The sequence below is a fragment of the Leifsonia sp. GW821-FHT13C05 genome, from assembly GCF_058806515.1.
The window spans coordinates 678,183-691,362 of the sequence record NZ_JBXAPT010000001.1 but is presented as its reverse complement, the minus strand read 5'-3'; the positions used below and the strand labels follow the sequence as shown (position 1 = coordinate 691,362).

11 protein-coding genes are annotated in these 13,180 nt (G+C 70.0%); 7 read left to right on the top strand and 4 right to left on the bottom strand.

Annotated elements, in window-relative coordinates:
- Positions 1-40 precede the first annotated feature (40 nt).
- Positions 41-1,951 carry a glucoamylase family protein gene (locus tag AC1ROC_RS03335; protein WP_492998085.1) on the top strand — a complete coding sequence of 637 codons (1,911 nt, stop codon included), beginning with the start codon at positions 41-43 and terminating at the stop codon, positions 1,949-1,951.
- A 58-nt stretch (positions 1,952-2,009) separates the two neighbouring features.
- Here AC1ROC_RS03335 and AC1ROC_RS03330 read toward each other — a convergent pair whose 3' ends face one another.
- The gene (locus tag AC1ROC_RS03330; RefSeq protein ID WP_492998083.1) at positions 2,010-3,116 is read right to left on the bottom strand and encodes a GNAT family N-acetyltransferase; all 1,107 of its coding nucleotides are present in this window, start codon (positions 3,114-3,116) and stop codon (positions 2,010-2,012) included.
- Between the two features lie 155 nt (positions 3,117-3,271).
- On the opposite strand from AC1ROC_RS03330, the gene AC1ROC_RS03325 reads away from it, so the two are divergent.
- Positions 3,272-4,018: a hypothetical protein gene (locus tag AC1ROC_RS03325; RefSeq protein ID WP_492998081.1), complete on the top strand. Its 747-nt coding sequence runs from the start codon at positions 3,272-3,274 to the stop codon at positions 4,016-4,018.
- A gap of 111 nt (positions 4,019-4,129) precedes the next feature.
- Positions 4,130-5,434, top strand: coding sequence for an LCP family protein (locus tag AC1ROC_RS03320; protein WP_492998079.1), 1,305 nt, complete (start codon positions 4,130-4,132; stop codon positions 5,432-5,434).
- A gap of 13 nt (positions 5,435-5,447) precedes the next feature.
- Here AC1ROC_RS03320 and AC1ROC_RS03315 read toward each other — a convergent pair whose 3' ends face one another.
- On the bottom strand, positions 5,448-5,654 hold the full coding sequence (locus AC1ROC_RS03315; RefSeq protein ID WP_434948498.1) for a DUF6186 family protein: 207 nt from the start codon (positions 5,652-5,654) through the stop codon (positions 5,448-5,450).
- Entirely contained in the window at positions 5,651-6,319 is a 669-nt protein-coding gene (locus AC1ROC_RS03310; protein WP_492998077.1) for a hypothetical protein, read from the bottom strand. Before AC1ROC_RS03310 ends, AC1ROC_RS03315 begins: the two co-directional genes overlap by 4 nt.
- A gap of 91 nt (positions 6,320-6,410) precedes the next feature.
- Between AC1ROC_RS03310 and AC1ROC_RS03305 the strand changes: the two genes are divergently transcribed.
- Positions 6,411-7,796 carry an MFS transporter gene (locus AC1ROC_RS03305; RefSeq protein WP_434948500.1) on the top strand — a complete coding sequence of 462 codons (1,386 nt, stop codon included), beginning with the start codon at positions 6,411-6,413 and terminating at the stop codon, positions 7,794-7,796.
- Here the strand turns inward: AC1ROC_RS03305 and AC1ROC_RS03300 are convergent.
- Positions 7,778-8,626, bottom strand: a complete 849-nt coding sequence (locus AC1ROC_RS03300) for a UbiA family prenyltransferase (RefSeq protein ID WP_492998075.1) — start codon at positions 8,624-8,626, stop codon at positions 7,778-7,780. The two genes, AC1ROC_RS03305 and AC1ROC_RS03300, sit on opposite strands and share 19 nt — an antisense overlap.
- 76 nt (positions 8,627-8,702) lie before the next feature.
- Here AC1ROC_RS03300 and AC1ROC_RS03295 point away from each other — a divergent pair, with 76 nt between their 5' ends.
- From AC1ROC_RS03295 to AC1ROC_RS03285, 3 genes are all read left to right on the top strand, one after another.
- Positions 8,703-9,713 carry a LacI family DNA-binding transcriptional regulator gene (locus tag AC1ROC_RS03295; RefSeq protein WP_168689366.1) on the top strand — a complete coding sequence of 337 codons (1,011 nt, stop codon included), beginning with the start codon at positions 8,703-8,705 and terminating at the stop codon, positions 9,711-9,713.
- A 388-nt stretch (positions 9,714-10,101) separates the two neighbouring features.
- Positions 10,102-11,751, top strand: a complete 1,650-nt coding sequence (locus AC1ROC_RS03290) for a glycoside hydrolase family 13 protein (protein ID WP_492998912.1) — start codon at positions 10,102-10,104, stop codon at positions 11,749-11,751.
- Positions 11,748-13,127 (top strand): extracellular solute-binding protein, encoded by a 1,380-nt coding sequence (locus AC1ROC_RS03285; protein WP_492998073.1) that lies wholly within the window; start codon positions 11,748-11,750, stop codon positions 13,125-13,127. Before AC1ROC_RS03290 ends, AC1ROC_RS03285 begins: the two co-directional genes overlap by 4 nt.
- Positions 13,128-13,180: the final 53 nt, after the last annotated feature.

Sequence of the window (13,180 nt, the reverse complement as noted above, 5' to 3'; positions counted from 1 at the left end):
ACGACCACCTCGGGATGCTCCACACCGAAGGAAGCCAGCAATGAAGCGGACGACGATGCCCCCTCCCACCCTCTCCAGAGCGATCGGCGCGGGTGTCGCGCTGGTCGCCTCTACCCTCGTCGGTGGGGCGATCGCCGCGCCCGCGAGCGCGGCCCCACCGACCACCAGCACCGTCGACACCACCGGCCCCGCATCCAGCGACGCCACCCCGTACACCGCAGAGCTCACGCGGTGGGCCGCGGACACCTGGCGGTCGATGGCAGCCATGACCGACCCCACGACAGGCCTTCCCGCTGACAACATCGGGGGCGATCTCAGCCCGGCCAGCGCATCCGGGTTCACCTCACCGACGAACATCGGCGGCTACCTGTGGTCGACGCTCGCGGTGCGCGACCTCGGCATCATCGGCGGCGCGGAGGCGCACGACAGGGTGGCGACCACCATCGGCACCCTCGAGGCGCTCGAGCGGAACGCCGCGAGCGGCATGTTCAACAACTGGTACTCACCGGCGGACGGCTCGAAGCTGACCACCTGGCCGGAGAACGGCACCGTGGTCAACCCATTCCTCAGCACGGTCGACAACGGCTGGCTGGCCGCCGGGCTCCGGATGGTCGCCAACGCCGAGGCGGACAGCGATCCGGCCCTCAGCGCCCGGGCGCGCGCCCTCTACGACTCGATGGACTTCGGCGTCTTCTACGACAAGCAGGGCAAGCAGCCCGTGCTCCCCGCCGGCGCCAACCGCGGCGGATTCTGGGAGACGCCGCCCGTCGGAGAGACCGGATGCGAGGCCCCCGCGTACAACGGCGCGCCCGTGACGCTCGTCTACACCTGCCACCACTACGACACCACCGTCAGCGAGAGCCGCATCGCCACCTACCTGGGCATCGTGAACGGGCAGATCCCCGCATCCGGGATGTACGGCACGTTCCGCACCATGCCGGACGGCTGCGACTGGTCGTGGCAGGAGCAGCGGCCCACCGGGCAGAACCGGGTGTACGACGGGCTGACCGTGTACGAAGGGGCGTACTCGTACGACGGGATGTCGTTCGTGCCGAGCTGGGGCGGGAGCATGTTCGAGGCGCTGATGCCGTCGCTGCTGGTGCCGGAGGAGCAGTGGGGGCCGACCTCGTGGGGCCTCAACCACCCGATCACCGTCGCCGTGCAGGAGAAGCACGGTGAGGACGCCGGATACGGATACTGGGGGTTCTCGCCGTCCAGCAACCCGGCGGGCGGCTACCGCGAGTACGGCGTCGACCTCGCCGGGATGAAGGCGGACGGCTACCTCTCCGACCAGGAGAACACCGACGTCGACCAGCCGTACCGCGACTGCCCGGACGCCGACCGCGGCCACAATCCGGACCCGTCGTTCGGCGACGGCGTCGTGACCCCGCACGCCTCGTTCCTCGCGCTCGGCTACGACCCGGCCGCCGCGGTCGCCAACCTGCGCGGCATCGAGCACGACCTGCACGCGTACGGGCCCGGCGGGTTCTATGACGCGGTCGCGGTGAAGAGCGGGACGATCGCGAAGCGCTACCTGTCGCTCGACCAGTCGATGGTCCTCGCGGCCGTCGGCAACGCGGTCGACCACGGCGCGATGCGACGCCACTTCGCCGACGACCAGGTGCGGGATGCGCTGCAGCCGCTGATGGCGGCGCAGACGTTCTCCGCGGCGTGGGCCACGGACGACGCGGAGACCGTGCCCGGCGACGGGGGAGCGGGCGGCGCGTGCGAGCCCGGGCAGACGGAGACGCAGCCCGTGGACGACCCCGGACCGTCAACGTCCGACCTCGCCGACGCGACCACCGCCGCACCCACGACGGCCCTCGCGGCGACAGGATCGCGCGCGGACGACAGCGCGGCGTGGTTGGCAGCACTCGCCCTGATCACTGTCGGCGCGGGCGCCGCCGCCGGTCTCCTCGCCCGAGCGATCAGACGCCGCCGAGACGCGTGACACCGGATGCACAGGGCCGGGCGGGCACATCCCGCCCGCCCCGCGCATCCACCGGCCGTCAGCCGATCGTCTTCTTCCAGCGGGCCGAGTACGCCAGCGGGCGGAAGCCGACGGCCTCGTTCACGTCGAGCATGTGGCGGTTGTCTTCCGCGTTCATCGTCTCGACCGACCTGCTGGCCGGGAAGCGGTCGCCGAGCTCGCGCAGGTTGGTGAGCTTCAGCAGCATCCCGAGGCGGCGGCCGCGGTGGCCGGCGAGCACGAGCGTGTCCATCTGCTCCACCGCGCGGTCCGGTTCGGCGGGCACGTCGAGTTCGGTGTACCCGGCGGGCTCTCCCGTCTCCGCATCCACCACGATGGTAGTGAGGATAGTGCGCGGGCTCGCCTCCCAGTGGTCGTCGACGGAGCGGACGCGCTCGGCGGTCCAGACGTCTTCGGACTGTTCGATCCCGGCGTTCGGCGTGTCGGTGCTCATCCTGGTGCGCATGAGGGCGAGCGCGTCGACCCAGGCGTCGGGCGTTCGGCCCTGCCAGGTGACCGTGCGATACCCGGCCGAAGCGGCCAGCGCCTCCCGCAGGCAGGAGGCCATGACGTCTGCCTCCATCGGGAGGGCAAGGCTGCTCAGCCGCCCGATCTGTTCCAGCGTGAAGCCGAACCGGAGCAGGAACCGGGTGGAGGCGAGGTCCAGCGGCATGGAGCCGAACCCGGTGGGCGCAGGAAGGCTGTCGCCGCCGATCCCGGCCGCGTAGTCCGTCTGGTTCTGGATGGTGCGGCGACCGGCATCCACGGCCAGCTGTTCGAGCCGGGCGTAGATGGCCGCCCCGATGCCGTCGCCGCGGTAGCCGGGGAGCACCGCCACCGCCGCCCAGCACTCGGACGCGCCGGCGGGGAGCACGAGAGTGCCGCGCCCCACCACCCTGCCGTCCACGTGGGCGACGAAGCCCCTGCTGCCGATGGACTCGTCCTTCCAGTTCGGGAGGAGCTCGGCGGCGGCGATCTCGGGGGCGGGCAGCGGCGAGGTGTCGCCGCGCAGCTCGGCGATGACCGCGCTGCGCACGGCGGCCAGGCCGATGAAGTCGGCGGCGTCCGGTGCGTCGATGGTGTCCGGCACTGTGACGGCGGAGATGGTGAAGGCCGGGGCGGGACGGGTGTGATCGTAACGTGACATGAGAAACCTTTGTTTGCAGGATCGGTCGACTCACCCACGGTCGTGGGGAGGAGGGAATCGCTGCTAACGGATCACGGTGGATAGTGTTGCACGCCGCTCGGGCGCGGGACAAGGGGTTCTTGTGCTGCTCATCCCGATGCCGATTGAATGAGGGCATGAGCACCGTCGACCCGACCATCGCCCGGCGCGAGCGAGCGGAGCGACGGCCGTCGAACGTGCGTGTGGTCGTCACGCTGATCCTGCTGCTGGTCGGAGGGTTCGCCGCCGGGTACGGCTGGGGCGGCTTCGGGACGATGATGGCGACCCAGCCGGAGGAGCCTCCCGTGCTCATCCTGGTCGCCATCCCGCTCGGGATGATGCTCGCCATCGGGGCGTCGATCGCGTGGGCGGCGCTCGTGATGAAGCGGGGCGACCTCGGCATCATGTACGGGAACGCCGCCGTGCTGCTCGGCGCGGGGGCGGGCGTGATCGTGGTTTCTGCGGAGAGCGGCCCGGCGTTCGTCACGATCATCGGCTACGGGCTCATCGCCCTCGCGGGCGTCTGCCTGGTGCTCGGGATCGCGGCGGCCGGTGCGCGGGCGCGGCGCGAGAACGCGGACGAGGCGGCGATGCGGACGGGCACGCAGGTGACGGCGGTCGTCACCGACAAGGGATATGCCCTGTTCCACGAGAGCGACCGGATCTTCACCACGGTCACGTTCGGCTTCACCGACCTGCAGGGCACGCAGCGCTGGGTGCAGCGGCCGATGCTGATCACGGCGGCGGACCCTATTCAGGACGGGCAGCAGACCCGGCTGTGGTTCGACCCGGCGAATCCGGGGAACGACAAGGCGATCGTGGTCGAGCTGGCGCACCGTTCGCCGCTGCGTGCGCGGACGCGCAGGGCCGGCGCGCAGGGCTGAGCGGCGTGAGGGGGCTTTCAGAACACCCAGTGAGCCTCCAAGGTCATCGCGAGGACTTGTAGCTAGGATTCCGTCATCCCTTCTTTCGCCCGACCCTCCGAAGGACCTTCGATGACCGACCTCCCGCGCCGGCACCAGCGCGCACAGGGGCCGACCGCCGTTCGGCACGGCCGTCTGCCCCGCCGCCGCGCCGTCGGCACGGTCATGCGCATCCTCGCCGCGGCGGTGGCTGTCGTGGTCGTGAGCATCGGCTCGGTGGCCGCGTTCGCCGTGTGGGATGTCGCCCGCTCGGTGAAGACGGGCGTCGCCCTGCCCGCACTGCCGGGGCACACCAAGCAGGCGATCCCGAACGTCGGGGCGATCCAGGGCGGCGTGAATCTGCTTCTCACCGGCACGGACAGCCGCAGCAACCTGGGCGGGGTCTACGACTCGGCGGAGGAGCAGGACGCGAGCACCGGGGAAGGCAACAACGATGTGACGATGCTGCTGCACATCGCCCAGGACCACAAGAGCGCGATGGTAGTGAGCTTCCCCCGCGACCTGATGGTGAAGATTCCGGACTGCCCGGCCCCCAACGGCGGCGGCACCATCGACGGTTCGAGCAGCGCGATGTTCAACACGGCGCTGTCGCGCGGCGGGCTGGGCTGCGTGGTGCTGACCGTTGAGCAGATGACAGGCATCGACATCCCGTTCGGCGCCGTGATCAACTTCAACGGCGTGAGTGCGATGTCGAATGCGATCGGCGGCGTGAGCGTCTGCCTCGCGACCCCGGTCACCGACGACTACACCAACCCGCCACTCGACCTCCCCGCCGGTGAGAACACCCTCGTCGGCGACGTGGCGCTCTCATTCCTGCGCAGCAGGCACGGGGTGGGAGACGGCAGCGACCTCGGTCGCATCAGCAACCAGCAGGTCTTCCTCTCCGCCCTGGCCAGAAAGGTCGTCTCCGGCGGCGTCCTCAGCAATCCGGTGCAGCTGTACGGGCTGGCGAAGGCGGCGGTCGAGAACATCACGCCGTCCGACACGCTCACCAACCCGACGACGCTCGTCGAGATCGCCCTCGCCCTCAAAGACACCGGGCTCGACAACATGGTGTTCCTGCAGTACCCGGCGATCACCGATCCGGACGATGTGAACAGGGTGATCGTCGACGACAACGCGGCCTCCGCCATCAACACGGCCCTCGTCAACGACCAGCCGGTGAAGCTCACCGGCAGCATCGGCCGTGCGGCGGAAGACCCGACGGCGCCGGGCACGCCCGAGCCGACCACCCCGACGACGCCCGACCCGACCGCACCGGATGCGTCGGCGCCCGCCACTCCCGGCGCGCCCGCGACCTCCGGTCCGGTCGAGTTGCCGAGCAGCATCACCGGGCAGACGGCGGCCCAGGCGACGTGTACGAAGGGGAACAACTAGCGGGTCGCCCACCTCACGGCGACGGCGGAGACGCCAGGAAGTGCCAGCCGAGCCACCACCAGAACAGCAGGATGGTGAACCGGGCCGCGCGGTCGGCGAGCACCACATCCAGTAGGGCGGAGAACGGCGCCAGCCGCAGCGGGTCGCGGTGCGACCGAACCACGAGCAGCGCCATGACGGCGCCGCACAGCAGGAAGCCCGCGATGGTGACCTCTCTCATCGCCGTCCTCTCCTGAGCAGGGCGTATCCGCCGGCGAGCCAGAGCACGACGAGCGCAGCGCGGGCGGGCGGCCAGGCGACGGCCGGGTCGACCAGGTCGGACAGCGCAGGGAACGCATTCTCGGCCGCAGGGGAGGAGCGGCCGAGGAAGAACGCGGCGATCTCCCACGCGCAGCCGGCGACGATCACCGCCGACCAGGCGATGGCGGCGCGGCGGATCGCGGCGCGCGCCTCCGGTGCCGCGTCCTGGCTCTGCGGCCTGCCGTCCGCATCCACTGCTCCGGATGCGCTGGGCCGGTCCGCCCACACCACCGGGAACAGCAGCACCCCGAGGCCCACCACGAGTGCGGTGTCTGCGCCGCCGTAGAGCGGGGCGAACGCGAAGGTGAGCGCGGCGACGCCGATCAGGCTGAACGCGATGACGCGGCGCGAGAGCGTCTGCCCGTCGGGCAGCGCGCGCACCGGGATGTGCAGCCAGCCCAGCGCGTCGAGCGCGATGACCACCGCGCCGCCGAGGAAGATCCACGCATCCACCGGAACGCCTCTGAGGAAATGGAAGACGGCGGTGAGCCCCAGGACGAGCAGCCAGGAGACACGGGTGATGACGGCGATCCGGGTCGCTGCGGGCCCGGAGCGCGCGGAGACAGGGCGCGGCTCGTCGGACATTTCAGGGTCAGGCTACGCCCTGCGCGCACCCGCGGCACGCTGGGAGGCGTCTGCGGTTGCCATTACGGCTCGCTCCCCGTTTACTGAGAACATGACCACCGAGCGCATGTCTTCGTCGCAACTCCGGGTGCTCGTCATCGCGATCCTCGCCAGTTTCGTCGCCTTCCTCGACGGTGCGGTGATCAACGTGGCGTTGCCCGCCATCGACAAGGAGCTGGGCGGCGGGCTGCCGCTGCAGCAGTGGGTGGTCGACGGCTACCTCGTGACGCTCGGGTCGCTCATCCTGATCGCCGGGTCGCTGTCGGACGTGTTCGGCCGCAAGCGCGTGCTGTACGCGGGCCTGATCGGGTTCGGCGTGACGTCGCTGCTCTGCGCGTTCGCGCCGACCGGCGTGTTCCTGGTGATCGCACGGGCCCTGCAGGGTGTCTCCGGCGCGCTCCTGGTTCCGAGCTCGCTCGCGCTGATCATCTCGACGTTCTCCGGCGCGGCGCAGGCGAAGGCGATCGGCCGCTGGACGGCCTGGACGGGCGTTGCCATGATCGCGGGCCCCGTGCTCGGCGGCGTGTTCGTCGACACGCTCTCCTGGCGCTGGGTGTTCGTGATCAACGTCATCCCCATCGGCATCACGCTCGCCATGATGATCGGGCTGAAGCAGGACCACGGGACGGGCGGCCGCGTCGACATCCTGGGCGCCGTGCTCGGCTCCCTCGGGCTGGCGGGAACCGTGTTCGCGCTGATCGAGCAGGGCGTGTACGGCTGGGGAAGCCCGCGCGTCTTCCTCCCGCTCATCGTCGGCATCCTGTCGCTCGCGGCGTTCTTCTTCTGGCAGACCAGGGCCAAGCAGCCGATGCTGCCGCTCGGGCTGTTCCGGGTGCACAACTTCTGGGTCGGCAACATCGCGACGGCGCTGGTCTACGGCGCGCTCGCCTTCGCGCCGCTGACCGTCACGCTCTATCTGCAGCAGGTCGCCGGGTTCGGGGCGACGGAGGCCGGGTTCGTGTTCATCCCGTCGACGCTGTGCATGCTGCTGCTGTCCGGGGTGTTCGGCGGTCTCGCGGGCAAGTACGGCCCCCGGCTGTTCATGGCCATCGGGCCGGTGATCGCCGGCTGCGGGTTCCTCTGGTTGCTGATGATGGGGGAGGACGTCAATTTCTGGACCAACCTCCTGCCTGCCGTCCTGCTCTTCGGCGTCGGCCTCTCGATCACGGTCGCCCCGCTCACCAGCGCGATCCTCGGCGCCATCCACCCGGCCCAGGCGGGCATCGGCTCCGCGGTGAACAACGCCGTGTCGCGCATCGCCGGGCTGGTGACGGTGGCCATGATCGGCCTCATCGTGGGAGGCACGCTCGACCGGGCGGGACTCGACAGGGCGATGATCGTCGCCGCCGGGCTGATGCTGGTCGGCGGCATCGTCTCAGCGGTCGGCATCCGCAACCACGAACCGGCAGCGGAGAAGGTTCAGACCGCGGTCGACTGACCGGCGAAGGCGAGCATCACCACGTCGACCACGGCGCAGCCCATGATGAGCTGCATGAGCAGCCGCGTCGGCGAGCGGCGCAGCAGCAGGACGACCCCGGTCACCGCGATGACCACGCCGATGGCAAGCCCGATCAGCAACGGGATGCGCGGAGGCCAGCCCGGCCCGAACGCGATCAGCACGCTGGCCGCGGCGAGGCAGGCGAAGGCGAGCAGCCCGCTCGGCACGACCCCCATCCGGTGCGGCAGGCCCCGGATGCCCGTGCGGTCGTCGTCGGCGAGGTCCGGCAGCACATTCGTGACGTGCGCGGCGACACCGAGCAGTGCGCCGGCGGCGACCACCCAGGCGGCCGCGAGTCGCGGCGGCTCGAGTCCGAGCGTGACGATGGCGGGCAGGATGCCGAAGCTCACCGCGAACGGCAGAAACGAAACGGCCGTGGCTTTGAGGCCGAGGTTGTACGCCCAGCCGCCCGCGATGGCGACCACGTGCGCGACGGCGGCGAACGGGCCGAGCACGAGGGTGACCGGGACGGCAGCGACCAGGGCTACGAAGGCCGCCGTGCGCACGGTGCCGACGCCGATCGCGCCGCGGGCGGCCGGCTTGTCCGCCCGCTCGACCTGCGCATCCCGTGCTGCGTCGAGCCAGTCGTTCGACCAGCCGATGGACAACTGGCCGAGCAGGATCGCGAGCGCCAGCACCGCCAGGCGGCCGGGCGGATAGCCCAGACTCGCGCCGAGCACGGTCGCGACGACGGTGACAACCACGGTCGGACCCGGGTGGCTGGCGAGCAGCAGCGCCGTGACCTTGTTCGCCGCCGTCGCATTCGTCATGGCCGCCATGCTAGGCCGTCCGGAGGGCTTGCAAAAGACTTGCGCTGTCTTGCAAGGAATTGCGTATGCTGAGCGCATGTCGAAACGTCTCGCCGAGGTCGCTCGCAAGGTCGGGGTCAGTGAAGCGACGGTCAGCCGCGTCCTGAACGAGAAACCAGGGGTGTCCGAGGCGACGAGACAGGCGGTTCTCACGGCACTGGATGTGCTGGGGTACGAACGCCCGACCAAGCTGCGCGGAGAGCGTGCCCGGCTGGTGGGGCTCGTGCTCCCCGAGCTGCAGAACCCGATCTTCCCCGCCTTCGCGGAGGTGATCGGCGGCGCTCTCGCGCAGAACGGATACACGCCGGTGCTCTGCACCCAGACGGCCGGAGGCATCTCCGAGGCGGACTACGTGGAGCTGCTTTTGCAGCAGCAGGTGTCCGGCGTGGTCTTCGTCGGCGGGGCGTACGCGCAGCAGGATGCGTCGCACGAGCACTACGCCAGGCTCACCGACCTCAATCTGCCGACGGTGCTGGTCAACGCGCCGGTCGACGACCTCCCGTTCGCCACGGTGTCCTGCGACGACACAGTCGCGACGGCGCAGGCGCTCGGGCATCTCCGCTCGCTCGGGCACGAGCGCATCGGGCTGCTGCTCGGGCCGCGCGATCACGTGCCGTCACAGCGGAAGCTCGCCGCCGCCCGGCGGATCGTGGCGGGCTGGGGAGCCGAGCTCGACGATGATCTGATCGTGCACTCGCTCTACTCGCTGGAGGCCGGTCAGGCCGGGGCGGCGCGGCTGCTCAAGGCCGGGGTGACGGCGATCGTCTGCGCCAGCGACCCGATGGCGCTCGGCGCGATCAGGGCGGTGCGGCGCGCCGGCCTCTCCGTGCCGGCGGACGTGTCGATCGTCGGCTACGACGACTCGGCGCTGATGAACTGCACGGAGCCGCCGCTGACCACGGTCCGGCAGCCGATCGAGCCGATGGGGCGCACCGTGATCGAGCTGCTGCTGCGGCAGATCTCCAGCGACTCCGCCATCTCGGACGAGCTGTTCTTCGAACCGGAACTGGTGGTCCGAGGGTCGACGGGACCGGCTCAACACGCGTAATTGTTGTGCAATTCAATGCAAATGTGCGCAAACGAATTACTCAGTGTCGCGTTCTTGCAGTGAACTGTCATTAACGCTACATTCGGCTCCACGACGACGGAGCCGGCAGTTCGGACACGTCATCGCGACGACCGAACCGCCGACCTGAGCGGCGCGGACGCGCCACGGATGATCGGTGCGCGCCGCACCGCGGGAGGTCGCCCGACCGAAGGGCACATCCGTGGACCTCCCCGTGCTGAGCGCGCAGCCCACCGCCCCCACCGCTGATGCTGCAGACGCCGCCGCTGCTGACGCCGTAGAGACCGCCGACGCCGCCGAGCAGGCCGCAGGCCCCGCCGCGCCAGCGCTCTCGCCGTCCACGGCCGACCCGCTCTGGTGGCGCAGCGCGGTGATCTACCAGATCTACCTCCGCAGCTTCGCCGACGGCAACGGAGACGGCATCGGAGACCTCGCCGGTGTCAGGAAGCACCTCGGCTACCTGCGCGACCTCGGGGTCGACGCGATCTGGTTCACGCCCTGGTACGAGTCGCCGCTCGCCGACGGCGGCTACGACGTGGCCGACTACCGCACCATCAACCCGGCGTTCGGCGACCTGGCGGAGGCGGAGACGCTGATCCAGGAGGCGCTCACCCTCGGGATCCGCACGATCGTCGACGTCGTCCCCAACCACATCTCCGACCAGCACCCGTGGTTCCAGGCCGCGCTGGCCGCCGGTCCAGGCTCTCCGGAGCGCGAACGCTTCTGGTTCCGCCCCGGCCGCGGCGAGAACGGCGACGAGCTCCCCACCGGCTGGGTGTCCAACTTCTCCGGGGAGACCTGGACCCGCACCACCAACCCGGACGGCACGCCGGGCGAGTGGTACCTGCACCTGTTCACGCCGCAGCAGCCCGACCTCAACTGGAACCATCCGGATGTGCGTGCCGAGCACGAGGCGATCCTGCGGTTCTGGTTCGACAGGGGCGTCGCGGGTGTCCGCATCGACTCGGCCGCGCTGCTCGTGAAGGACGAGAGCTTGCCGGAGGTGCCCGAGCATCCGGGGCCGGGGGAGCACCCCAACCAGGACAGGGACGAGCTGCACGACATCTACCGGGGCTGGCGCGCCATCGCGGATTCCTACCCGGGCACCCGCGTGCTGGTCGGCGAGATCTGGCTGCCCGAGATCGACCGGTTCGCGATGTACCTGCGGCCGGACGAGCTGCACACAGCGTTCAACTTCGACTTCCTGGCGAGGCCCTGGGATGCGCGCGAGCTCCGCGCATCCATCGACCAGACGCTCGCCGCACACGCCCCCGTGGATGCGCCGAGCACCTGGGTGCTGTCGAACCACGACGTGACGCGGCCGGTCACCCGCTACGGCCGGGCAGACTCGTCGTTCGCGTTCGCGAAGAAGCGCGTCGGCACGCCGACGGATCTGGCGCTCGGCCGTCGCCGTGCCCGTGCCGCCGCCCTGCTGACCGCCGCACTGCCCGGCTCGCTGTACCTCTACCAGGGCGACGAGCTCGGCCTCCCGGAGGTCGAGGACCTGCCGGCGGACCGGCTCGAAGACCCGATGCACTTCCGTTCCGGCGGGGTGGATCCCGGCCGCGACGGCTGCCGCGTTCCTCTGCCGTGGCGGGGCGTGCATCCACCGTTCGGATTCAGTCCGCGTGAGGCGTCCGCCGAACCGTGGCTGCCGCAGCCGGAGGCGTGGGCGGGCCTGACCGTCGAGGCCCAGCAGTCCGACGCCAGCTCGATGCTGTGGCTGTACCGCAACGCCCTGCGGCTGCGGCGGTCGGAGCCCGGGCTCGGCGACGGACCCCTGCGCTGGATCGACGGCCCTCCCGGCACCCTGGCGTTCTCCCGCGGCGACCAGTTCGTCAGCGTCACCAACCTCTCCACCGACGCGGTGGCTCTGCCGGAACACACCGCCATCCTGCTCAGCAGCGACCCGCTCGTCGACGGTCTGCTGCCCCCGGACTCCACAGCCTGGCTGCGCACGCAGCTTCCATCCCCGCACCACACCGCATCACACCACACCACCGAAAGGAACCGACAATGAGGTCACCACGAACGATCGCAGCACTCGCAGCGATCACGATCGCCGGGGTCGGCCTGCTCGCAGGATGCTCAGGCTCCGGCAGCGGCGATTCGAGCGACGGGAAGGTGCACATCACCGTTGCCAGTCTCATCCCCGGCAGCGACAAGGCCGCGTTCAAGGCGTTCGACGACCGCGTGAAGGAGTTCGAGAAGGCGAACCCGAACATCGTGGTCAAGTCGGAGGAGTACCAGTGGACCGGGCCGACGTTCTCGACCCAGCTCGCCGGCGGCACCCTCCCCGACGTCTTCAACGTGCCGTTCACCGACTCGCAGTCCCTGCTGCAGGCCGGCCAGCTCGCCGACATCACCAAAGAAGTCTCGGCTCTCTCCTACGCGGGCAAGTTCAACGAGAACGTGCTCGCCGTGGCGAAGAGCGGCGACAAGATCTACGGCATCCCGTACGGTCCGTACGCGATGGGCCTCTCGTACAACAGGGAGATCTTCCAGAAGGCCGGGCTCGACCCGGACAAGCCCCCGACGACGTGGGACGAGGTCCGCAAGGACGCGAAGACCATCTCCGAGAAGGTGCCTGGAGTCGCCGGATACATGCAGATGACGCAGGGCAACACCGGCGGCTGGGAGCTGACCACCACGACGTACGCGCGCGGCGGCCGGATGGAGACCACCGACGGCGGGAAGACGAAGGTCACCACCAACAACCCGGTCACCAAGGACGCTCTGCAGTTCCTGCACGACCTGCGCTGGGAGGACAACTCGGTCGGCAGCAACTTCCTGCTCGACTGGAGCGGCATCAACCAGGCGTTCGGTGCCGGGCAGATCGCCATGTACCCGTCCGGCTCCGACGTGCTCACCGCGCTGGTGCAGCAGAACAACGTCGACCCGAAGAACTACGGGCTCACCATGCTGCCGATCGACGCGAGCAACAAGGATGCCGGTGTGCTGGTCGGCGGCAACGTCGCGGCGGTCAGCCCCAAGTCGAACGAGGCGCAGAAGACGGCTGCCGTGAAGTGGATCGACTTCTACTACATGCAGAAGCTGCTCAACGAGGACCAGGCCGTCGCGGACGCGAAGGTGCTCGCGAAGTCGAACCAGCCGGTCGGCGTCCCGACGCTGCCGGTGTTCGACAAGGCCACGTACGACCAGACGATGTCGTGGATCAAGCCGGAGGTGAACATCCCGCTGGAGAACGTCGCGCCGTTCACCGACAAGATCTTCGACGCGAACCTCGTGCCGGAGCCGAACAAGCACACCCAGGAGCTCTACGGAGCACTGGATGCGGTCGTCCAGGCCGTGCTGACCGACAAGAACGCGAACATCGATCAGCTGCTGACCAAGGTCGACTCCGACATCCAGAAACTGGTCGACGCCGACAAGTAGTGCACCAGGCCGGTCGGCGGGACGCAGCACGCGTCCCGCCGACCGTGCAGCCC